This window comes from Methylobacterium bullatum (assembly GCF_014845095.1).
Classification (GTDB): Bacteria; Pseudomonadota; Alphaproteobacteria; order Rhizobiales; family Beijerinckiaceae; genus Methylobacterium; species Methylobacterium bullatum.
Genome location: NZ_NKUG01000084.1, coordinates 1 through 22,641 on the forward strand (window position 1 = coordinate 1; position 22,641 = coordinate 22,641).

Genomic DNA, 22,641 nt, shown 5'->3' on the forward strand with positions numbered 1-22,641 from the left:
GGAGGTCGCCGCCGGCGACCGGGGCGATGAAGCGGCCGTCGAGCGCCCGCAGCAGGGCGGGAAGCTCGTGGTCGTGCGCCAGCAGGGCGTCGGTGTCGCGCAGGGCGGCGAAGGCGGCGCGGTGCTCCTCGTCGAGGGGCAGGCCCGCTTCGGCCAGCGCCCGGTCGAGGGGGGCGCCCGCCACCAGGGCCTCGATGCCGGCGCGGTCGGGCTTCAGGCCGCCCGACGCGTCGGCCAGGGCGAGCAGCAAGTCGATCCGCTCCTCGGGGGGCGTGCCTTCCCCGACCACGTGCATCCCGTGCGGGATCAGGGTGTGTTCGAGTTCACTGAGTGCGAGGCCCAGCGCCAGGACCCTGCCGGACATGTCCCCGGACCAGGCCGGCTCGGCCGATGTCAGGTCGAGGGCGGAACCCTGCGCCTGGATCATCTGGCCGAGGTCGCGGCGCTCGGCTTCCGCCTCGGGCTCCAGGCCGCGCCAGCGCTCGATGGAAGCCTTGAGGTCGATGAGGCCCCGGTAGAGCCCGGCCTGGGTGAGACTCGGGGTGAGGTAGCTCACCATGGTGGCGGCCGAGCGGCGCTTGGCGATCATGCCCTCGGAGGGGTTGTTGGCGGCGTAGAGGTAGACGTTGGGCAGCGGCCCGATCAGGCGCTCGGGCCAGCAGGAATCCGACAGGCCGGTCTGCTTGCCGGGCATGAATTCGAGCGCCCCGTGGGTGCCGAAATGCAGAACGGCGTCGGCGCGGAAATCCTCGCGCAGGTACCGGTAGAAGGCCGAAAAGGCGTGGGTCGGGGCAAAGCCGCGCTCGAACAGCAGCCGCATCGGGTCGCCCTCGTAGCCGAAGCCCGGCTGCACGCCGACGAAGACGTTGCCGAACTGCGCGCCCAGCACGAAGATCTGTGAGCCGTTGCTGTTCTGGCGCCCCGGCGCCGGACCCCATTGCGCCTCGATCTCGGAGAGATGCCGCTCGCGCCGGACATGGTCGTCGGCCGGGATGCGGTGATGGACGTTGGCGCTGGTGCCATAGCGGGCGGCGTTGCCGGCCAGCACCGCGTTGCGCAAATCGTCGACGCTGTCGGGCACCGCGACGTCGTAGCCGTCGGCCTTCAGGCCCTTCAGGGTGTTGTGGAGGGACTGGTAGACCGAGAGGAAGGCGGCGGTGCCGATGCTCCCGGCATTGGGCGGGAAGCCGAACAGGACGATGGCCACCTTGCGCGCGGCCCTGTCCTTGCGGCGCAGGGAGACGAGGCGCTCGACACGGGCGGCGAGCATGTCGGCCCGCTCGGAATGGACGCTCATGTCTCGGGCATTGGCTCCGGGCGAGCGGCTGGAACGGCCGCCGAACACCATCGGCGCGGTGGCCCCGTCGAGTTCGGGGATCGCCACCATCATGGTGGCTTCCACGGGGGAGAGGCCGCGGTCGGAGGCCTCCCACTGCTCCACGGTCTGGAATTCGAGGGCGTGCGCGGCGAGGTAGGGGACGTCGAGGTCGCGCAGGGTGGTCTCGGCGGCGGCCGCGTCGTTGTAGGCGGGGCCGCCCACCAGGGAGAACCCGGTGAGCGAGACGAGGGCGTCGATGGCGGGCCGGCCGTCGCTCCGGAAGAACGCTTCCACCGCCGGACGGTTGTCGAGGCCGCTGGCGAAGGCCGGCACGACACTGAGCCCGCGCGCCTCGATGGCGGCGATGACGCCATCGTAATGGGCGGTGTTCCCGGCAAGCACGTAGGAGCGCATCACCAGCAGGCCGACGCGGCCCTTCACCCCTGCGGACGGAACCGGCAGCCGCGAGGGATCCTCGCCGATCCGGCCCTTCATGCGCGGGTGGTAGAGACCGGTCTCGGGGTAGCTCAGGGGCGCCGGCGCGGCGGCGATCCGGCGCCAGCTCTCGCGCGGCCCGGCGGCGTAGCGGCCGACGAGGAAGCGCACGAGGTTGGCGATGTTCTCGTCCGAGCCCGAGAGCCAGTATTGCAGGGTGAGGAAATAGGCCCTGACATCCTGGGCCGAGCCGGGGATGAAGCGCAGGATCTTGGGCAGCCGGCGGATCATCGCCATCTGGCGGGCGCCGCTGCCCTGGGCACCGGTCTTGCCGCGCAGCTTCTTCAGGAATTCGAGGGCGCCGCTTTTGGTGCCGTCCATGTCGAAGCGGTTGAGGCGGGTGGTCTTGACGATCTCGCTGGCCGAGAGGCAGCCGATCATCGCGTCGCAATGCGGGCGGCGGGCGAGCAGCGCCGGATGGATGGCGCGGACGTGCTCGTCCATGAACAGCATGGTGGAGACCACGATGTCGGCGCGGGCGATGTCGGCCTTGCAGGCGGCCAAAGCCGCCGGGTCGGTGTCCCATTCCGCCGCCGCGTGGAAGCAGAGCGTGAGCCCCGGCATCTCGTCGCGCAGCCTGTGGCGGGCGCGCTCCAGGGCGCTGGCCATGTGGTTGTCCATCGTCACGACGACGAGGCTGAGGGCGGGACGCTCAGCGTCCGAAATGCGCTTTGGCATCGTACAGCGTCTCGACGGTGATGAGGGGGAGCGCCCGCTCCCGGGCGAAGCGTTCGGTGTTGGCGCGGGCTTTGCCCCGCACGAAGAACGGGATCTTCTTCAGTTCTTTCTCGGCATCGGGAGCCCACGTGCTGTGTGCGGAACCGGAGCTCCCTCCCCCCTCTGCGGGGGAGGGTGCCTGCGGAGCAGGCGGGAGAGGGGGCGACCTCTCCGGAACTGGCGCTCCCCTCTCCCGACCCTCGCTGACGCGAGGGCCACCCTCCCCCGCAGAGGGGGGAGGTAGCGGCTGGTGACCGGGGCCGAGATGGGAGGGCGCTGCGTCGGCGTGGAACTCGGAATCCTCGCGGAACATGCCGAGCAGATGCTCTTCGAGCCCCATCATCAGGGGATGGACCCAGGTGTCGAACAGGACGTTGGCGCCCTCGAACCCCATCTGCGGCGAGTGCCGGGCGGGGAAATCCTGGACGTGGATCGGGGCCGAGATCACCGCGCAGGGCAGGCCCAGACGCTTGGCGATGTGGCGCTCCATCTGCGTGCCGAGAACCAGTTCGGCGGCGCTGGCCTGGATCGCCGCCTCCACCTCGAGGTAATCGTCGGTGATCGTCGCCTCGATGCCGTGGAGCGCCGCCTCCGCCCGGATCTCGCGGGCGAATTCGCGGGCATAGCTGCCGAGACCCACCACCTTGAAGCCGAGTTCGGTGGCGGCGATCTGGGCGGCGGCGAGGGCATGGGTGGCATCGCCGAAAACGAAGACGCGTTTCCCCGTGAGATAGGTCGAATCGACCGAGCGCGAATACCAGGGTAGCCGCGAGGGCGCGCCGGACAGGACCGGGGCCGGATCGACACCGGCGACCGCCGCCACCTCCTCCACGAAGCGGATCGTGGCGGCGACACCGATCGGCACGGTCTCGACCATCGGCTGGCCGAAGGTCTTTTGGAGGTGCTGCCCGGCGGCGCGCGCGATCTCGGGATAGAGCACCACGTTGAAATCGGCCTCGCCGAGGCGGCCGAGATCGGCGGGGCTCGCGCCGAGGGGCGCCACCACGTTCACGTCGACGCCGAGGGCGTCGAGAAGCGTCCGGATCTCCACGAGGTCGTCGCGGTGGCGGAAGCCCAGGGCCGTGGGGCCGAGGATGTTGCAGGACGGGCGCCGTCCGGCCTTCCCGACCGTCTCCGCCTTCGGGCCGCACAGAGTCCGCACCAGCCGATAGAACGTTTCCGAGGCGCCCCAGTTCTCCTTCTTCTGGTAGGCGGGCAGGTCCAGCGGGATCACCGGGATCGGCAGGGCCAGGGCCTTGGCGAGACCGCCCGGATCGTCCTGGATCAGCTCCGCCGTGCAGGAGGCGCCGACGATCATCGCCTCGGGGCGGAAGCGCTCGTAGGCGGCAGCCACCGCGTCCTTGAAGATCGCGGCGGTGTCCGAGCCGAGGTCGCGCGCCTGGAAGGTGGTGTAGGTCACCGGCGGGCGGGCATCGCGCCGCTCGATCATGGTGAACAGCAAATCGGCATAGGTGTCGCCCTGGGGGGCGTGCAGCACGTAGTGCAGGCCGCGCATGGCGGTGGCGACGCGCATGGCGCCGATATGGGGCGGTCCCTCGTAGGTCCAGACGGTGAGCTGCATCGGGCTACACCTCCAGCCGGGTACGGCGGACGAGGGGGCGCGCGAACAGCTCGGCGAGGTCGCCGGCCTGGTCGTAGCCCTGGATCGGGGTGAACAGCAGCTCGATCGACCATTTGGTCGCGAGCCCTTCCGCCTCCAGCGGATTGGCGAGGCCGAGCCCGCAGACGGTGAGGTCGGGGCGGGCCTGCCGGCAGCGGTCCATCTGGTCGTCGAGGCTCTGCCCTTCCACGATCCGGGTGCCGCGCGGCAGCAGGGCCATCTCGCGGTCGAGATGCCCGCGATGGAGGTAGGGGGTGCCGACTTCCACCAGTTCGGCGCCCATCTCCCGCGAGAGGAAGCGCGCCAGGGGGATTTCCAGCTGCGAATCGGGAAAGAAGAAGATCCGGCGCTGCGCCAGCATCGCCCGGTAGGGGGCGAGCGCCTGCTCGGCCCGGCGCAGCCCCGGCGCGGTGGCGGCCTCGAACCGTCCGGCCGACACGCCGAAGGCTTCCGCCGCCGCCTTGAGCCAGCCCGTGGTGCCTTCGGCTCCCAGTGGGAACGGAGCGGCGAGCCGTGTGGCGCCCCGCTCTTCCAGCGCCCGCGCCGTGTCGGCGAGGAAGGGCTGGGCCAGGAGATAGCGGGTGTTTTCCCCGACAGGCGGCATCGCCCCGGCCCGGCGCGCGGGCAGGAACCTCACGGGGCCGATTCCCATCTCCGAGAAGATCCGGGCGAACTGGTCCTCGACCACGTCGGCGAGCGCGCCGACCACGAGGAGCGAGGTCTCGGCATTGGCCGCCTCGGCCGGCATCTCGGGCACGAGGGAGGCGAGGCAGGCATCCTCCCCTTGCGTAAAGGTGGTCTCGATGCCGCTCCCGGAATAGCTCAGCACCCGCACGTCGGGCGCGAGGCTGCGCGACAGCCTCTGGGCGGCGCGCGACAGGTCGAGCTTGATCACTTCCGAGGGGCACGACCCCACCAGGAACAGGAGCTTGATCTCGGGCCGGCGCGCCACGAGGCGGCCCACCACCGCGTCGAGTTCGTCGTTCATGTCGGCGAGGCCGGCGAGGTCGCGCTCGTCCATGATGGCGGTGGCGAAGCGCGGCTCGGCGAAGATCATCACCCCGGCGGCCGACTGGATGAGATGCGCGCAGGTGCGCGACCCCACCACGAGGAAGAAGGCGTCCTGGATCTTGCGGTGAAGCCAGACGATGCCGGTGAGCCCGCAGAACACCGCCCGCTGGCCGCGTTCCTGCCGGATCTCCAGGCCGTGCTCGTTCTCGAACGCCGTGACGGGAGCGTGGGCATTCATCGCGCGCCCTCCGTGAAGAGGACGGCGTGGGGCGACGCCTGCAGGCGGGCGGCCCGCAGCTTCAGCAGGAATTGCGCGGCGTTGACGGCGTAGGAGGCGTAGGCGGCCAGCGCCAGGAGCATCAGCCCCGTCGTGTCGAGGGCGCCCGTGGCCAGCGCCACGAGATAGGCGGTGTGGAGGGCCAGCACGAGCATGCTGACCATGTCCTCCCAATAGAAGGCGGGGGCGAACAGGTAGCGCCCGAAGACGTCCTTCTCCCAGATCGAGCCGGTGACCATGATCGCGTAGAGGACGAGGGTCTTGACCACGATGGAGGCGTTGGCGGCCGACGCGCCCTCCCCCGTCGCCAACGTGCGCAGGACGAGGCCGAGGCTGACGAGGAAGACCAGGAACTGGAGCGGCGCGAGGATGCCCTGAACCAGAGTCCAGGCGGAGGCGTCGCGCCGGGCGCGCTCGGCCGGCGAATAGAGAGGTCGTCTCGGCTGGCCTCCTCTTGCAGGCATCGGCTCCACCCCGTCTTGACCCGGCCCCGCATGGTCGGAGGCCCGTTGAGAGGGAGGTTAGGAACCCGCCGGAAGAGTGTCAAGCTAGCTTTACGTCGTTTTCATTTTACAGATTTGATGCAGAATAATGTGAGGGGCGGGATTGCCAAATCGTTGGCAACCGGTATCGTCGTCGTCAAGGCCCGCTTGTAACCATTTTCATGTTGCTCGCAGCGTCAAAGGCATTCGCAAGTCGATGATGCGAAGTTCGACACTCAAGATCGAGCTGGATCAAGAAGCCGTCAGCAACATTGGGAGGTTCCAATGGATGACGTCAGTTCGCTTCGGGCGGCCTCGATGTTTGAGAGGTCGTCCAGCGAAGTCCATCCGCAACGTAATAATGCATTATATCCCGATCGACCGTTTCAGGATCGGAGCCCGGCCTGGGACCGCGACCTCGCCAGCGTGGTCGAAGCCGAGATCATCCCGCGGTTGATGCTGGCCCACCGGGCCGACCCCCGCTCCGAGCGTCCCGGAATCCTGCCGACGCCGGACCAGATCGCCGAATTCGCCGCCCTGGTGCTCGCGCCCGATTGCGACGATGTGGAGAGCCGGATCGTCGTCCTCATCGAGGACGGCCTCTCCCTGGACAGCCTGCTCCTCGACCTCCTCGCCCCCACGGCACGCCATCTCGGCCACCTGTGGGAGGAGGATCTCTGCGATTTCGCGGAGCTCACCATCGCCATGGGGCGCCTCCAGCGCATCATGCACGACCTCACAGCCCGGTTCCGCTCGGAGCCGGCGCCGGATCCGCACGGGCGTAGCATCTTCCTGATGGCCTGCCCGGGCGAGACGCACAGCTTCGGCCTCTCCCTCATCGAGCGGTTCTTCCGCGATGCCGGATGGGACGTCACGAGCGCGGCGCACGAGCTCCATCCCGACCCGATCCGGACCGCCCGCACGGGCTGGTTCGACGTGATCGGGGTGTCGCTCGGCTCCGAAACCCTCCTTCCGGCCCTCGCGAACATGGTGGCGGAGCTTCGGCGCGCCTCGCGCAATCCGTCGGTTCGTGTCATGGTCGGTGGGCCGATCTTCACCGAAAACCCCGACCATTCGGTTCTCGTCGGCGCTGACGCGACGGCGAGCGATGCCCGTCTCGCCATTTCCATTGCCGAGAGCTTGCTTGATCCGCGGGCCAGACCCTGCTGAAAGACCGGCTCGACGTCGTCACATCGTGGTGATCCTTGACCAGTCTGGCACTCCCTGCAGCGGCGGAAACGTTCGCAGCGCTTCGCAAAACCCTCGGTCCCCTCGATGCGGAGGCGGCCGGGCTCCTCGTCGCCGCGGCGACGGACCTCGCGTTGATCGTCGACGCGGACGGGGTCATCCGCGATGCGGCCTTCGGCAATGCCGATTTCACCGACGAGGGTTGCGAGACCTGGCTCGGCCAGCTCTGGGTGGACACCGTCACCGTCGAGAGCCGGCCCAAGATCGCCGCCCTCCTGCGTGACGCGGCCCCCGGCGCGGTCACGCGCTGGCGCCAGGTGAACCATCCCTCCGCCACGGGCATCGACCTGCCGGTGCGCTACTCGGCCATGCGCCTGGAGACTGGCGGCCCGGTGATCGTCATCGGCCGCAACCTGCGTGCGATGGCGGCGCTGCAGCGCAAGCTCGCCGAGACCCAGCAGGCGCTGGAGCGCGACTACCTGCGCCTGCGCGGCGCCGAGACCCGTTACCGCCTGCTGTTCCAGCTCGCCGGCGAGCCGGTCCTGGTGGTGGATGCCGCCACGCGCCGGGTCACCGAGGTGAACCCGGCCGCCGCCCGCCTCATCGGCCGCGTGGAGAAGCGCATCATCGGTCAGGACGTGGTGGACCTGTTCGATGCGGGCAGTACCCGCGAGCTCGAATCGCTCTTCGCCGGCCTGCGCGTGACCGGACAAGCGGGTGACCTCGTCGCCCGTCTCGGCAACGGTCGCGGCGAGACCCGCGTTGCCGCCTCGCTGTTCCGGCAGGAAAACGCCACCAGCGCCCTTCTGCGGCTGTCGGCCGAGCCCACCGACGCGGCCCCCCCGAGCCGGACCGGGGCCTCGGCCCTCGACGTGATCCAGAGCCTGCCGGAGGGCTTCGTCGTCACCGATCCGCAGCGGCGCATCCTCGCGGCCAACGCCGCCTTCCTCGATCTGGTGCAGCTCGCCACCGAGGAACAGGTGCGCGGCGAACCCCTCGACCGCTGGCTCGGGCGCGAGGAGACCGAGGCCGCCGCCTTGTTCTCGACCCTCGGCCATCACGGCTCCGTGCGCCACTATGCGACGAGCCTGCGCGGCGAGTACGGGTCGGTGGAAGAGGTCGAGGTCGCCGCCGTCTCGGTCCCGGGCGGCGGCCAGCCCTGTCTCGGCTTCACCATCCGCTCGACCCCCCGCCGCACTGCCGCCGCCCCCGGCGGGCGGGAATTGCCGCGGTCCGTCGAGCAGATGACCGAGCTGGTCGGGCGGGTCTCCATGAAGAACCTGGTGCGCGAATCGACGGACCTGATCGAGCGCCTGTGTATCGAGGCCGCCCTGCGCATCACCCGCGACAACCGCGCCTCGGCCGCCGAGATGCTGGGCCTCAGCCGCCAGGGGCTCTACGCCAAGCTGCGCCGCTACGGGATCGGTGACCTCGACGGGCCGGATCTCGCCGACGACGAATGAGCCTCGGCGACGGGCGGCCTGCGTCCGACTGTCGCCCTTATTTGTCGGTCAAAGTGTAAATCAAACTTGACACGTCGAGGCGTCGGAACCTAGCTTCCACGTCATGGCAACGTCGGTCTCCCCCGCTCCTTCCGCCATCCGCGGACTGCCCGCTCCCAGCGCCTTGCTGGAGCTGTTGAAGCCGATCACCTGGTTCGCGCCGATGTGGGCCTTTGCCTGCGGGGTGGTCTCTTCCGGGGTTCCGGCGAGCGGGCACTGGCCGGTCATCGTCGCCGGGATCGTGCTCGCCGGCCCCCTGGTCTGCGCCACCTCGCAGGCGGCCAACGACTGGTACGACCGCCATGTCGACGCGATCAACGAGCCGAACCGGCCGATCCCGTCCGGCCGGATGCCCGGCCGCTGGGGCCTCTACGTGGCACTGGCCTGGACCGCCCTCTCCCTCTCCGTCGCGGCCGCCCTGGGGGTCTGGATCCTCTATGCCGCCCTGTTCGGGCTGGTCCTCGCCTGGATCTACAGCGCGCCGCCCTTGAGGCTGAAGCAGAACGGGTGGTGGGGCAACGCCGCGGTGGGGCTCTGCTACGAGGGCCTGCCCTGGTTCACCGGTGCCGCCGTGATGGCCGGCGCCCTGCCCGACCACCGCATCCTCACCGTGGCCTTTCTCTATTCCGTGGGCGCTCACGGCATCATGACCCTCAACGATTTCAAGTCGGTGGAAGGGGATGCGCGCATGAATCTCCGCTCGCTGCCGGTCCAGCTCGGGACCGACCGGGCCGCCCGCCTCGCCTGCCTCGTCATGGCCCTGCCCCAGCTGGCGGTGATCGCCCTCCTCTACGCCTGGGACCGGTCCGGGCATGCGGTCTTCGTTGCCGGCCTGCTCGCCGCGCAACTCGTCCTGATGTCCCGCCTGTTGAAGGATCCCCGCGGACGGGCGGCCTGGTACAACGGCACCGGCACCACCCTCTACGTGCTCGGCATGCTGGTGGCGGCCTTCGCCCTCAGGGCACTCGCGCAGCAGGGAGCCGCGTGATGGCGCCGACCTTGGGCTGGCTCGCCATCGTCCGCCTCGGCCTCGTCCAGACCGCTTTGGGTGCCGTGGTCGTCCTCATGACCTCGACCCTCAACCGGGTCATGGTAGTGGAGCTCGCCTTGCCGGCGATGATTCCCGGCGCCCTCGTGACCCTCCATTACGCCGTCCAGGTCCTGCGCCCGCGCTGGGGCTACGGCTCGGATATGGGCGGTCGACGCACGCCCTGGATCGTCGGCGGCATGGCCGCGCTGTGCCTCGGCGGCTTCGGCGCGGCGACGGCGACCGCCCTCATGGAAACCCATCTTGCCGCCGGCATCGCTCTGGCGATCCTGTCCTTCCTCACCGTGGGCATGGGGGCGGGTGCCGCGGGCACCTCCCTCCTCGTGCTCCTGGCCGGCGGCGTCGAGGCGCGCCGCCGGGGGGCTGCGGCCACCATCGTCTGGGTGATGATGATCGCGGGCTTTGCCATCACCGCGCCGATCGCCGGACATTTCCTCGATCCGTTCTCCGGCGCCCGGCTGGTGGCCGTGTCGGGCACGGTCTCGCTCCTCGCTTTCCTCCTGGCCGTGCTCGCGGTCGGCGGCATCGAGCCGGAGCGCGCTCCGTCCAGCCACGCGGAGGGCGCCCCGAAGCGGCCGTTCCGCGAGGTGCTGGCACGGGTCTGGTCCGAGCCGGCCTCGCGCCGCTTCACCGTTTTCATCTTCGTGGCGATGCTGGCCTACAGCGCGCAGGAACTCATCCTCGAACCCTTCGCCGGCCTCGTCTTCGCGATGACGCCCGGCGTCACCACCAAGCTCTCGGGTCTGCAGCATGGCGGCGTGCTCGCCGGCATGCTCACGGTGGCCGGCCTCACCATGGGGATCGGCGGCCCGTATCTCGGCTCGCTGAAACTGTGGACCGCCACCGGCTGCGCCGGTTCGGCCCTGGCGCTGGCGGGGATCGCCGGCGGCGGCCTCGTCGGCCCGGACTTTCCCCTGCGCGTCGCGGTCTTCGCCCTCGGCCTGTTCAACGGCATGTTCGCCGTGGCCGCCATCGGCTCGATGATGGGCCTGGCGGGTGCCGGCGGCGAGGCCGAGCGCGGCACCCGGATGGGGGTCTGGGGCGCGGCCCAGGGCGTCGCCTTCGGGGCCGGCGGCTTCCTCGGGACCATGGCGGTGGATCTCGCCCGTCTCGTCAGCCCCGAGCCGGTCCATGCCTATGCCGCCGTGTTCCTGGCCGAGGCCGCCCTGTTCCTGGTGGGCGCGCTCCTGGCTCTTAGGATCGAGCACGCGGGCGCGACGCTGCTGCGCCGTGCCGCCCGCCCACGACGGCCCGTGCTTCAACCCCGCTATCGCTGAGGTGAGTCCCATGCCGGAGCCGGAGACCTTCGACGTCGTGGTGGTGGGGGGCGGCCCGGCCGGGGCCACCGCCGCCACCGATCTCGCCCGGATGGGGCGCCGCGTCCTGCTCCTCGACAAGCCGGGCCGGATCAAGCCCTGCGGCGGCGCGATTCCCCCGCGCCTGATCCGCGACTTCGCGATTCCCGACCATCTGCTCGTCGCACGCGTGCGCTCGGCGCGGATGGTCTCGCCCAAGGACAAGCGTGTCGACATGCCCATCGGCGACGGTTTCGTCGGCATGGTCGACCGCGAGCATTTCGACCCCTGGCTGCGCGACCGCGCGGCCCTGGCCGGGGCCGACCACCGCCCCGGCAGCTTCACCCGCATCGTCCGAGACGACGACGGCGGGGCCACCGTGCATTACCGCTCCGGCGAGGCCGAGCACCGGGTCCGCGCCCGCCTCGTCATCGGCGCTGACGGGGCGAGTTCCGTGGTCGGGCGGGCCGAGATTCCCGGCCACGCGGCCATGAAACAGGTCTTCGCCTATCACGAGATCGTCCGGCGTCCGGCGGATGGGAGCGGCGACGTCGAGGGGACGCGCTGCGACGTCTATTACCAGGGCAAGCTCTCGCCGGATTTCTACGCCTGGGTCTTCCCCCATGGCGACACGATCAGCATCGGCACCGGCAGCGCCCGCAAGGGCTTCTCCCTGCGCGGGGCGATCCGGGCCTTGCGCGCCTCCACCGGCCTCGATGCCGGGGAAACCCTGCGCCGCGAGGGCGCGCCGCTGCCGCTGAAACCGCTCAAGCGCTGGGACAATGGCCGCGACGTGCTGCTCACCGGGGACGCCGCCGGCATCGTCGCCCCGGCCTCGGGCGAGGGCATCTACTACGCCATGCTCGGCGGCCGTCTCGCGGCGGAGGCGGCCGACACCTTCCTCGCCACCGGCAAGGCCGCCTCCCTGGCCCTGGCCCGGCGTCGCTTCATGCGCCTGCACGGCCGCGTCTTCCTGATCCTGCGCATGATGCAGTGGGTCTGGTACCGCAACGATGCCCTGCGCGAGCGCTTCGTCTCGATCTGCAAGGACAAGGACGTCCAGCAGCTCACCTGGGATTCCTACATGAACAAGGAGCTGGTGCGGGCAAAGCCCGCCGCCCATGTGAGGATCTTCTTCAAGGATCTGGCGCACCTGTTCCGCTGGGTCTCCCCATGATCGGCGGGTTCGAGACCGGCCCGGTCGTCGTCGCGGCGGCCGCCGCCCTCGTCACCGCCCTCGCCGGCGGGCTCCTGACGACCACCGGCCCCTGGTATCAATCCCTGCGGCGGCCCTCGTGGAAGCCGCCGGACTGGGCCTTCGGCCCGGTCTGGACCACGATCTTCACCCTCACGGCGATCTCCGCCGTGATAGCCTGGCACGCGGAGGCCGGAACCTCGGCGCGTGGCGCATTGCTCGCCGTCTACGGCGTCAACCTCGTCCTCAACATCGCCTGGAGCGGCATCTTCTTCCGCCTGCGCCGGCCGGACTGGGCCTATCTCGAGGTGATCGCTCTGTGGCTCTCCATCGTGGCGCTGATCGCCGTGACGGCCCAGGTCTCGGGGATCGCGGCCCTCCTGCTCGCGCCCTACCTCGCCTGGGTCAGCGTCGCGACACTGCTCAACCGGGCGATCGTGCGGCTGAACGGGCCGTTCGGTGAGGCCCGCCCCGCTCGCAGTATCGGAAGCCGCGCATGATTCCGGATGCTGCGACCCTGGCGGCATTGTTCGCCTCCGGGCGGATCATCGACGTGATCCTCGGTCTCGTGGCCCTGGAGGCCGCCGCCCTCGTGGCATGGCGCCTCTACGGGGGGGATCGCCCGCTCCTTGCGCCCCTTTTCTGCAATCTCGCCTCGGGCGCGGCGCTGATGATGGCGATCCGCGCCGCGCTGATCGGCTCGGATTGGACGGTGGTGGCGCTCTGCCTCATCGCCTCTCTGATGGCGCATCTAGGGGAGGTCGCGTTGCGCATGTTCGGGGGGTCGCGTTCCGCATCCGATCCGGCCATGCCCGACCTTGGCCAACCGGGCAGAACGGTCACGAGGCGTGCCTGAATTGCAGCTGTCCAACCTTCGGCTTCATGAGTGGAGAACCGGCTTCATGCGTCGCATATCTGCCCTCCTGCTCGGTTCGGCCGGCCTCATGGCCGCCGCGACCTGTGCCTCGGCCCAAGATGCGGAACAGATCAAGCGGGGTGAATACTTGGCGACGGCGGGCGATTGCGTCGCCTGCCATTCGGCGCCGGGGGGCAAGCCGTTCGCGGGGAACTACGTTCTCAACACGCCGATCGGGAAGATCCGCACGCCGAACCTCACACCGGACGACGAGACCGGGCTCGGCAAATGGACCGCCGACGACTTCTACCGCGCCCTGCACGAAGGCATCGACAACGAGGGCAGCTATCTCTATCCGGCCTTCCCCTTCGCCTGGTACACCAAAGTCACGCGCGAGGATTCCGACGCGATCTTTGCTTACCTGCGCTCCCTCGAACCGGTGAAGGAGCCGCGCAAGCCTTCCGAGATCCCGTTCCCGTTCAATATTCGCACGGCGCTCATCACCTGGCGCACCGCGTTCTTCACCGCGGGCGAATTCAAGCCGGATCCGAACGCCAGCGCCGAGGTCAACCGCGGCGGCTATCTCGTGGAGGGGCTCGGCCATTGCGGCATGTGCCACAACGCCAACAAGATCGTCGGAAACAGCGGGCTGGCCGGAAAACTCGGCGGCGGGGTCATCGACGGCTGGTACGCCCCCAACATCACCCCCGACGACCACACCGGCATCGGCTCCTGGAGCGACGATCAAGTGGTCGAATACCTCAAAACCGGCGCCGCTCCGGGCAACCAGCCGGGCGTCGCGGCAGGGCCAATGCGTCAGACCATCGAGGAATCCCTCTCCAAGCTGACCGACGCCGATCTGAAGGCGATGGTCGCCTACCTGCGCACGCAGAAAGCGAAAGAAAGTTATAAAGTCAAGGATCTTCAGGCGTTTAACCAGGCCGATGCGCCGGGTGCTGCGACCTATCTCAGCTATTGCTCCTCCTGCCACAAGCCGGACGGCAAGGGGGTCGAGGGGGCGATCCCGGCGCTCGCCGGCAACACGTCCGTCCAGGCGGAAGGCCCCGAGACGGTGATCCGCGTCGTTCTCGGCGGGCTCGCCGCCCAGAACGGCTATGCGCCGATGCCGGCTGTGGGTGCGGGCATGACCGATCAGGAGGTCGCCGACGTGACCGATTACATCCGCAACGCCTGGGGCAACAGCGCCCCTGTCATCGCCGAGCGCGGCATCGTCGGCACCGCCCGCGCCGCCACGCAGACCATGCTCGCGGGAACGGCACCCTGCGCCGTCATCGCCCAACCGAACGTGGCCAAAGCCATCGCCAACACCCCCGCCGCGACGAGCCTGAAAGGGTTGGCGCAGGAGAACTTCATCCCGGTCGTCGACGCTCTGCTGCCCAAGGTGAAGGCCGCGGCCGGCGGCGCCAAAGATGACGACATCGTCAACGGACTGACCACAGCGTTCTGCCAGGCCGCCCGCAACGACCCGGCCTACGGCAAGCCCGGCTGGCACGCGGTGATCGGAAGCTTCTCCAGCATCGTCTACAGCCAGATCAGGAACCCCGAAAAACGGGTCGCCTTGCCGGGTCCCGCGGGTGCCGAGCCGACGCCGTGATCGATACGGGCCGACGTTGCCTCCTTCGGCGCAGGTGGAGACTGCAAGCCTGCCGCGAATGACTTTCGCCGGCGTATCGGGTTAAGTCACCGTGGATTATAATACAAATATCTATATTGTAATATAAAATAATGATTGATCGCTTTGTCATTCGTTGTATTGCTTGTCGAGCGGCGGGCTATACAAATGTGACCTTTGGGCGACAACGCCGCTACGATTGAGGGACGGAGGGAATGGGATCCGGTGCTGGTGCGTCGATGAGGGAGAGCTCGCTCGAATGCGGCGCTTTCCCTGTCGCGCTCCCGGAAGAGGCACTGGATGATTCACGGTTTTCGCTACGCAGCCTCCACGCTCGGTCTCACCCTGTGCGTTGGGCTTGGCCTGACGACCCTCGCCTCCGGGCCGGCCCAGGCCGGTTCGGCGGCGCAACCCGGGCAGACGGTCGGCCTTCCGGTCGGCGCCCAGCTCCCCGTCGGCCTCTATTTCGTTAACACGTCAAGCTTCGGCATCCGCGACACCCGACCGTTCGATTCCGAATCGAACATCAACTTGCCTACCTTCCTCTGGGCGACGCCGTGGAGCCTGCTGGGCGCGCGGCTCAACCTCGTGGCGATCCAGCCAGTTGTGGCATCGAGCCCGCGCGGCACGCCCTACCAGAGTGGTATCGGCCAGCCTCTGCTCGCCGCCCAGCTCGCCTGGAATCTCGGCAACGATATCGGGGTGAGCTATCTCTTCGGCGGATACCTACCGATTGAGACGAGTTTCCTGACTCAGAACGCGTCGCTGAGCCACCGTTTTGCCGCGACGTATAGTGGCAACGGTTTCAACCTCACCGCCAATCTGCTCTACGGGGTCTTCGTCGATCCGGTGACCGCGCAGGGCGTAGTCTATCCCGACTATCTCAACCTCGATCTCACTGCGACGAAGAAGTTCGGCAAGTGGGAGGTCGGCCCTGTGGCCTTCGCCTCCACCGATCTGCCCACGCGTTTCCCCGGCTATCGCCGCCAGGGCCAGATCGCGGTGGGCGGGCTTGTCGGCTACAATTTCGGGCCGGTGAACGTCCAGGCCTACGTCACCCGGGACGTGGCCGAGCGCAATTACGGTGGCCGCGAGACCCGCGGCTGGCTGCGGTTGATCGTGCCGATCTACAAAGAAAGTACCAATTCGGCGGCGCCCTCTATTCCGCTTATTCCGCTGAGCGGGCGGCAATCCCTGCGGTAGGGCATCGTCACGGGGCGGCGACAGGCGCGCGGCGTGCCGTCCGTCTCGCTGCTCCGCAGGCCGTCGGTGCTCCTTCGAGACAAGCCCGGCGTTTACCGTAAACCGCCCATTAATCCGACTCGTCGAAACCTAGCGATCGTCGGGGCCGCAGCGGCTTTCGCTGGTCCCCACGTGTGGTTTCAAGGGTAACGGTGTATGCGTAGCGTTCACACGGCGATCGACAACGTGGTCCCTTTCCGGCGTCCTGGTAGGCCACAGCCCCAGGCTCCTGTCGTCTCGCCCTCCCTCGCCGCGAGGCGTGTGGACCAGCGCGCACTTATGGATGCGGTCTATGCTAGCGGGACGCTCGCGGTCGCGGCCGGAGACCGCGAGACCAAGCTGATCGCTGCCCGTCTGCAGGTCTATGGCTTTCTCACCGTGGAGGAATTGGGAGAGGATAGCGCATTACGGCGCCTGCGTCCGTCTGAGGCCATCCGCGCGCAGGTCGATCGTCCATGGCGCCTGTCGAAGGCCGCCTACGGTTCGGGCCTGTCCGTCACGGTCCCGGCCGCCGATGATTTCCTGTTCGATTCTTCCGCCGGCGCCTCGGCCTGATCTCTCCGCGAAACGGACCCTCTCACGGCCCGTCGAGAGAGGCTCGTTGCCGCGTCCTGCTGGGATGTGACAACTGGGTCATCGAGCACAGTCGCGCTCCATTACCCGGTAAAATATCCCTCGATCAGTAATGATCCCCTCCTCAGCTTGCCGACCCTGGCAGTCTGATCCTCCTGGCCCAAGCCTATGACCGTGGTGGCCCTCACTAAGCTACACCACGTCCAGGGACACGACCCGGCCGCCGGGGGAAATTTTCAGCGATCGCGCTTGTCCACCACGGCGCATCCGGTCATCGGTCCGCGGCTTCCGTTCGTCACCGAGCACGTGACGAGGGCTGTCGCCGCATCTGCGTGACTATGTCGGGTGACGACCGCCTGCTCGCGGGCGCGGCGCGCGGCCGCCTCGATCAGGTCGGCCCCGATGCCGGTGGCGATCCGCCCGGCCCGGCCGAACAGGCCATAATAGGCATCCCCTGGCGTCTCGCCCTTGAACTGTACGCCGACCGCTGACGGGTCACCGCAGGCGAGCGTCAGCGTCATCCCGTCTATCGACGACATCTCGGCGAAATCGATAGTGCGGTTGACGAGGGTGGCTTTCGTTTCGGCGACCACGCTGTCGATGAGATCACCGCAGGAATCGGCGCGTGCCGACAGGACTGAGAGCGAGAGCACGGCGGCGGTCAGGATGATGAGGCGCATGACAGGTAAAATAGGCGCGCCGCTCGCCCTGTCGAGGTGGACCATCGCACACGCCCCGACGCCATTGAATGATCGTTCATTGACTCATGAATGAACGTTCAATAGGCATTGAGGGAACGGGGGGGGCGTCATGGGCGAGTTCAGTTGTTATGACGATGTCGATGCGCTGCGCGGGTGGGATGCCGGGCGCGTCCTGGCTTCGATCCGTTCCGCCTGTGGGCCGTCAACCCTTCTGCCGGGGCTGCTGATCCTGGTTGGTTGGCTCGCTTTCCTTGGCTGGACCGGTGCGGGCTCCGACGGCTGGCAGGCGCGCGTCTGCGCCGATCACGCCGAGCAATCCTGGTCCTGGCAGGCACGGTCCTGCGGAATGACCCAAGCGGAAGGTTCTAGTCTCGGCGCGGACGGGAGGTCGGCATCGTGAGCGCCGGTGCCGCCATCGAAGTGAAGTCCGGCCCCTCGGCCAGGCGCCAGGACATCCTTGATGCCGCCGAGACCTGCTTCGTGCGGAACGGTTTCCATCGGACGACGATGCAGGATCTCGCGCGTCAGGCCGGCATGACAGCCGGCAACATCTACCACTACTTCAAGTCGAAGGAGGCTGTGGTCCTCGGGCTCGCCGAGCGTGAGCGCGGGCATGGCATGACCCTCGTCGAGGAAATGGAGCGGGCCGGCGATCGCCGCGGCGCCCTGATGAGGGTCCTCGAACGCTACTTCGCCAAGGCGACCCGCGAGAGTGCAGTCCTGCGCGTGGATCTCTGGTCCGAAGCCACCCGCAATCCCGACATCGCCGCCATGATCGATCGGGGCGAGACCGAGGCCCGCCTCTGGTTCGTCGAGACCCTCGCGTCCCTGGCCACCTCGCCGGCCTGCGATGCCGCCGCCCTCTACGACGAGACGCTGAATCCGCTGATGAAAGGCATCCTCGTCAACCTGGCCCTTCGGCCGGACTTCGATCCGGCCCCGGCAGTGGCGCATCTGTGTGTTCTGATCGAAGCGGGTTTGGCCGGACGGCTGCCGACGGCGTCACTCGAATCAGAATCCAGCGTCCTGCTCGCCTCCCCCGGTCATCCATCACGAACCGTCTTGGAGAGCAGCCGATGAGTGCCGTCCTCAAGGTCGTCCGGCCCGCGATCCTCGTTTTCGGCCTCGGCCTGCCCTCGGGGTCGGTCATCGCCGAAGTGACGCCCGCCCCGGTCAGGCTGGCGCCGGCAGTGAGCACCGTCGAGGCCCGGCGCCGCGAGATCGTCGAGCAGGTCGTCGTTACCGGAACCCTCGTCCCCCGCGACGAGATCCTGGTGACCCCCGAGATCGAGGGCTATCGGGTGACCGAAGTCCTCGTCGAAGAGGGTATGCGCGTGGAGAGCGGTCAGGTCCTCGCCCGGCTCTCGCGCGACCTCATCGACCGCCAGATCGCTCAGCAGAACGCCCTCGTCGACAAGGCCGCCGCCGTCGTGCCGCAGGCTCAGAGCAGCATCGAGCAGGCGCAAGCCGCCGAGATGGAGGCGCGCCTCTCCCACGACCGGGCGAAGCAACTCATGCAGAGCGGCAACGGCACGGCAGTGATCATGGAGGGGCGCATCTCCACCCTGCGCCAGGCCGAAGGCAAGCTCGCCTTCGCCCGCAACGGCCTCGTCATCGCCAGGGCAGAGCTCGCCCAGGCGAGGGCCTTGCGCGACGAACTCGATCTGCGTCTCGCCCGCACCGAGATCCGTGCACCCGAGGCCGGGATCGTCAGCCGCCGCGTCGCCCGCGTGGGCATGGCCGCCTCGTCCTCCACCGAGCCCCTGTTCCGGTTGATCGCGCGCGGCGAGATCGAACTCGAAGGCGAGGTCATCGAGACCAAGCTGCCGCTGCTGCGTGAGGGCACGCCCGCCTCGATGGAGCTCCCCAATGGTGAGCGGGTGCGGGGCAGCGTGCGCGCGGTCTATCCGGAAGTCGACAGGGCGAGCCGCCTCGGCAAGGTCCGCGTCCGGCTCGATCCTGATCCCCGCCTGCGCATCGGCACCTTCGCCCGTGGCAGCATCGAAATCGCCCGGACGCGCGGCGTAACCGTGCCCCAGGCCTCCGTCCTCTATGGCGGGCCGAAGCGTAGCAGCGTCCTTGTGGTGACGGACGGGGTCGTGGAGGCACGTGAGGTCCGCACTGGCCTCTCCGACGACGACGACATAGAGATCCGCGCCGGTCTTGCCGAGGGCGAGGCCGTGGTCGCGCGCGCCGGCAGCTTCCTGCGCGACGGCGACCGGGTCCGCGCCGTCCCCGTCGCGCTATCGGCACCGGCCATGGTGGCCGCTCCGTCGCGCAAGGAGACCGCGGAGGCGGGCCAGCCCTAGGGCTTGCGCCTGCCGTCCCCCCTCCCGCACCATCAGAACGGTTTGCTGCGATGCGCCTCAACATCTCCGCCTGGGCGATCCGCAAGCCGATCGGCCCGCTGGTCCTGTTCCTCGTCCTGATCGTGCTCGGCCTTGTCAGCTTCCGGGGGCTGCCGGTCACGCGGATGCCCAACATCGATGTTCCCATCGTTTCCGTGGCGATCACGCAGTCGGGGGCGGCGCCCTCCGAGTTGCAGACCCAGGTCACGAAGTGGGTCGAGGATTCGATTGCCGGCGTGCGCGGGGTGAAGCACATCACCTCGGCCATCACCGAGGGCTCGTCCGTGACCACGGTCGAGTTTCGCCTTGAGGTGAACACCGACCGCGCCGTTAACGACGTGAAGGACGCGGTCTCCAAGATCCGCATCAACCTGCCCCGTACCATCGACGAGCCGGTAATCAGCCGCGTGGAGATCGCGGGCCTGCCGATCCTGATCTACGGGGTGAAGGCGCTGGCCATGACCCCCGCCGAGCTGTCCTGGCTGGTGGAGGACAAGATCGCCCGCACGCTCCAGGGGGTGAAGGGCGTCGGCGGCGTCGAGCGCGTGGGCGGCGTCGCCCGCGAGATGCGAGTTGTGCTCCAGCCCGACCGTCTCCTGGCGCTCGGCATCACCGCTGCGGAGGTCAACCGCCAGCTGCGACTCACCTCTGCGGACATGGCGGGCGGGCGCGGCGAGGTCGGCGGGCGCGAGCAGTCGATCCGGACGCTGGCCGCCTCCCGCACCGTGCGCGATCTCAAGGCGACCTCCATCGTCCTCGCCGGCGGCCGCAAGGTGCGTCTCGACGATCTCGCCCTGGTGCAGGACGCCATCGAGGAGCCGCGCACCTTCGCCCGCTTCAACGGCGAGCCGGTGGTGGCCTTCGCGGTGTCGCGCGGCTCGGGCGCCAGCGACGCCGAAGTGGCGGCGGGCGTCGAGAAGCGGATCGCGGAGTTCCGCCGGACCTATCCGGACCTCGAATTCGAGACGATCGATTCCTCGGTCTCGGCCACCATCGGCAGCTACGATTCGGCCATGCACACGCTGATCGAGGGCGCCGTGCTCGCCGTCATCGTGGTGTTCCTGTTCCTGCGCGACTGGCGCGCCACCCTCATCGCCGCCGTCGCTCTGCCGCTCTCGGTCTTCCCAACCTTCTGGGCCATGGACGCGATGGGTTTCACCCTCAACGGCATCAGCCTGCTGGCCATTACCCTCGTTACCGGCATTCTGGTGGACGACGCCATCGTCGAGATCGAGAACATCGTTCGGCACATGCGGATGGGGAAATCCGCCTATCGCGCCGCCCTCGAAGGCGCCGACGAGATCGGGCTCGCCGTCATCGCCATCACCGCGACGCTCATCGCGGTGTTCGCACCGGTCTCGTTCATGGGCGGCATCGCCGGTCGCTACTTCATGCAGTTCGGGCTTACCATTGCCGTCTCGGTGTTCATGTCGCTGCTGGTGGCCCGGTTGATCACGCCGATGCTCGCAGCCTACTTCCTGCGCGACCACGGCCACCACGATGAGCGCGAGGGATGGGTGATGCGCGCCTATGGCCGGCTGGTGGGCTGGTCCGTGCGCCACCGGGTGATCACGCTGATCGTCGGCCTCGCGCTCTTTGCCGCGTCGCTGGCCTCCACCGGGTTGCTGCCCTCGGGCTTCGTGCCGAAGCAGGACAACGCCCGAACCCTCTTCATGGTGGAACTCGCCCCCGGCGCCCGGCTGCCCGACACGATCGCCGTGTCCGACCGCCTCGTCGCCCGCATCCGCTCCCTGCCGGAAGTCACCTCGGTCTTCGTCGATGGCGGACGCCAGGTCGGCGGCAAGAAGGAAACGCGGCTCGCCACCCTCATCGTCAACCTCACCCCGAAGAACGGCCGCGCGAAGAAGCAGGCGGCCGTGGAGACCGACATTTCCGCCCTTATCGCCGAGGAGCCCGATATCCGCTCCTGGTTCCTGCGCGATTCCGGCCAGCGCGACCTCGCCTTGGTGGTCGGCGGCCCCGATGCCGAGGTGGTGGCCGAGGTGGCCGCCCGGCTCCAGCGCGACATGGCGGCGATACCCCACCTCGTCTCGGTGATGTCCACCGCTCCCCTCAACCGTACGGAGGTTCGGATCCGCCCCAAGGAGGGCTCGGCCGCCGATCTCGGCGTCTCCACCGACACCATCGCCGAGACGGTGCGGGTCGGCACCATCGGCGACATCGGTTTAAATCTCGCCAAGTTCAACGCCGCCGACCGCCAAATTCCGATTCGGGTTCAATTGCCCGAGAGCGCGCGGGGCGCGGTCTCGCGCCTTGAAAATCTCAAGGTTCCGGCCAAGAACGGCACCGCGGTGCCCCTCTCCGCCGTGGCCGACATCGAACTCGACCAGGGCCCCGGCGCCATCGAACGCTACGACCGCGTGATCCGCGTGGCGGTGGAGGCCAACATGGAGGGGTCGGACGCCCTGGGCTCCCTCATCGCCCAGGCCCTGGAGACGCCGACCGCGAAGTCGCTGCCGCCGGGCGTCACCATCCGCCAGACCGGCGATGCCGAGATCATGGGCGAGGTCTTCTCGGGCTTCCTCCTCGCCATGGGAGCCGGGATCATGATGGTCTACGCCGTGCTGGTGCTGCTGTTCGGCAACTTCCTGCAACCGCTCACCATCCTGTTCTCCTTGCCCCTCTCCATCGGGGGCGCGATCCTCGGCCTCCTCATCCTCAACATGCCGATCTCGATGCCCGTGGTCATCGGTATCTTGATGCTGATGGGGCTGGTGACGAAGAACGCGATCATGCTCGTGGACTTCGCCGTCGAGGAGATGGCGCGGGGCGTCGATCGTGTCACCGCCATCGTCGATGCGGGGCGCAAGCGTGCGCGCCCCATCGTGATGACCACCATCGCCATGGCCGCCGGTATGGTGCCTTCGGCTTTGGCGCTCGGTGTCGGTGGCGAGTTCCGCGCGCCGATGGCGGTGGCGGTGATCTCCGGTCTCATCGTCTCGACCCTGCTGTCCCTGGTCTTCGTGCCGGCCGTGTTCCTGCTGATGGACAGCCTCGGCGCGCTTATCGGGCGCCTGTTCGGCCGCTTCGTCGGCGCCCGCGACGAGGCGGTACCCGACCCCGCCCCGAGCGCTGCCCGCTGACGCGGCGGCGAGGCCGGGATCAGGAACTTTCCCGA

19 protein-coding genes are annotated in these 22,641 nt (G+C 68.7%); 14 read left to right on the forward strand and 5 right to left on the reverse strand.

The window, feature by feature from the left end; translation table 11 throughout:
* The 4 genes from MBTS_RS13045 to bchF form a co-directional block, all read right to left on the reverse strand.
* On the reverse strand, positions 1-2,491 hold a 2,491-nt coding region (locus tag MBTS_RS13045; RefSeq protein WP_192215816.1), incomplete at its 3' end, for a magnesium chelatase subunit H.
* Positions 2,466-4,112: a ferredoxin:protochlorophyllide reductase (ATP-dependent) subunit B gene (bchB, locus tag MBTS_RS13050; protein ID WP_192215817.1), complete on the reverse strand. Its 1,647-nt coding sequence runs from the start codon at positions 4,110-4,112 to the stop codon at positions 2,466-2,468. The genes MBTS_RS13045 and bchB, both read right to left, overlap by 26 nt.
* 4 nt (positions 4,113-4,116) lie before the next feature.
* Positions 4,117-5,400, reverse strand: coding sequence for a ferredoxin:protochlorophyllide reductase (ATP-dependent) subunit N (locus tag MBTS_RS13055; protein ID WP_147833223.1), 1,284 nt, complete (start codon positions 5,398-5,400; stop codon positions 4,117-4,119).
* Positions 5,397-5,903, reverse strand: coding sequence for a 2-vinyl bacteriochlorophyllide hydratase (gene bchF, locus MBTS_RS13060; protein ID WP_018043254.1), 507 nt, complete (start codon positions 5,901-5,903; stop codon positions 5,397-5,399). Before bchF ends, MBTS_RS13055 begins: the two co-directional genes overlap by 4 nt.
* Positions 5,904-6,347: 444 nt before the next feature.
* Between bchF and MBTS_RS13065 the strand changes: the two genes are divergently transcribed.
* The 10 genes from MBTS_RS13065 (at position 6,348) to MBTS_RS13110 (ending at position 16,435) form a co-directional block, all read left to right on the forward strand.
* Entirely contained in the window at positions 6,348-7,091 is a 744-nt protein-coding gene (locus MBTS_RS13065) for a cobalamin B12-binding domain-containing protein (protein WP_056148922.1), read from the forward strand.
* 35 nt (positions 7,092-7,126) lie between these two features.
* Complete coding sequence (ppsR, locus tag MBTS_RS13070) at positions 7,127-8,572, forward strand: transcriptional regulator PpsR (protein ID WP_056148924.1); 1,446 nt, start codon at positions 7,127-7,129, stop codon at positions 8,570-8,572.
* A gap of 103 nt (positions 8,573-8,675) precedes the next feature.
* Positions 8,676-9,599 carry a chlorophyll synthase ChlG gene (gene chlG / locus MBTS_RS13075; protein ID WP_056253206.1) on the forward strand — a complete coding sequence of 308 codons (924 nt, stop codon included), beginning with the start codon at positions 8,676-8,678 and terminating at the stop codon, positions 9,597-9,599.
* Positions 9,599-10,936, forward strand: a complete 1,338-nt coding sequence (locus tag MBTS_RS13080; RefSeq protein ID WP_056253203.1) for a BCD family MFS transporter — start codon at positions 9,599-9,601, stop codon at positions 10,934-10,936. The genes chlG and MBTS_RS13080 overlap by 1 nt, the downstream gene beginning before the upstream one ends.
* A 10-nt stretch (positions 10,937-10,946) precedes the next feature.
* Positions 10,947-12,131, forward strand: a complete 1,185-nt coding sequence (locus tag MBTS_RS13085; protein WP_018043249.1) for a geranylgeranyl diphosphate reductase — start codon at positions 10,947-10,949, stop codon at positions 12,129-12,131.
* Complete coding sequence (locus MBTS_RS13090; protein ID WP_192215818.1) at positions 12,128-12,649, forward strand: TspO/MBR family protein; 522 nt, start codon at positions 12,128-12,130, stop codon at positions 12,647-12,649. Before MBTS_RS13085 ends, MBTS_RS13090 begins: the two co-directional genes overlap by 4 nt.
* Entirely contained in the window at positions 12,646-13,005 is a 360-nt protein-coding gene (locus tag MBTS_RS13095; protein ID WP_192215819.1) for a hypothetical protein, read from the forward strand. Before MBTS_RS13090 ends, MBTS_RS13095 begins: the two co-directional genes overlap by 4 nt.
* Before the next feature lie 46 nt (positions 13,006-13,051).
* Positions 13,052-14,620 (forward strand): c-type cytochrome, encoded by a 1,569-nt coding sequence (locus tag MBTS_RS13100; protein WP_192215820.1) that lies wholly within the window; start codon positions 13,052-13,054, stop codon positions 14,618-14,620.
* A 318-nt stretch (positions 14,621-14,938) separates the two neighbouring features.
* Positions 14,939-15,841, forward strand: coding sequence for a transporter (locus MBTS_RS13105; RefSeq protein WP_192215821.1), 903 nt, complete (start codon positions 14,939-14,941; stop codon positions 15,839-15,841).
* 195 nt (positions 15,842-16,036) lie between these two features.
* Complete coding sequence (locus MBTS_RS13110) at positions 16,037-16,435, forward strand: hypothetical protein (protein WP_026175835.1); 399 nt, start codon at positions 16,037-16,039, stop codon at positions 16,433-16,435.
* A gap of 254 nt (positions 16,436-16,689) precedes the next feature.
* On the opposite strand, the gene MBTS_RS13115 is transcribed toward MBTS_RS13110, so the two are convergent.
* Positions 16,690-17,178 carry a hypothetical protein gene (locus MBTS_RS13115; RefSeq protein ID WP_238253938.1) on the reverse strand — a complete coding sequence of 163 codons (489 nt, stop codon included), beginning with the start codon at positions 17,176-17,178 and terminating at the stop codon, positions 16,690-16,692.
* Positions 17,179-17,263: 85 nt separating this feature from the next.
* Here MBTS_RS13115 and MBTS_RS13120 point away from each other — a divergent pair, with 85 nt between their 5' ends.
* The 4 genes from MBTS_RS13120 to MBTS_RS13135 are packed head-to-tail and all read left to right on the forward strand — an operon-like array spanning position 17,264 to position 22,606.
* Positions 17,264-17,554: a hypothetical protein gene (locus MBTS_RS13120; protein WP_192215823.1), complete on the forward strand. Its 291-nt coding sequence runs from the start codon at positions 17,264-17,266 to the stop codon at positions 17,552-17,554.
* Complete coding sequence (locus tag MBTS_RS13125) at positions 17,551-18,234, forward strand: TetR/AcrR family transcriptional regulator (protein ID WP_192215824.1); 684 nt, start codon at positions 17,551-17,553, stop codon at positions 18,232-18,234. The genes MBTS_RS13120 and MBTS_RS13125 overlap by 4 nt, the downstream gene beginning before the upstream one ends.
* The gene (locus MBTS_RS13130; RefSeq protein WP_192215825.1) at positions 18,231-19,463 is read left to right on the forward strand and encodes an efflux RND transporter periplasmic adaptor subunit; all 1,233 of its coding nucleotides are present in this window, start codon (positions 18,231-18,233) and stop codon (positions 19,461-19,463) included. Before MBTS_RS13125 ends, MBTS_RS13130 begins: the two co-directional genes overlap by 4 nt.
* 50 nt (positions 19,464-19,513) lie before the next feature.
* Positions 19,514-22,606: an efflux RND transporter permease subunit gene (locus MBTS_RS13135; RefSeq protein ID WP_192215826.1), complete on the forward strand. Its 3,093-nt coding sequence runs from the start codon at positions 19,514-19,516 to the stop codon at positions 22,604-22,606.
* The last annotated feature ends 35 nt before the right edge of the window (positions 22,607-22,641 follow it).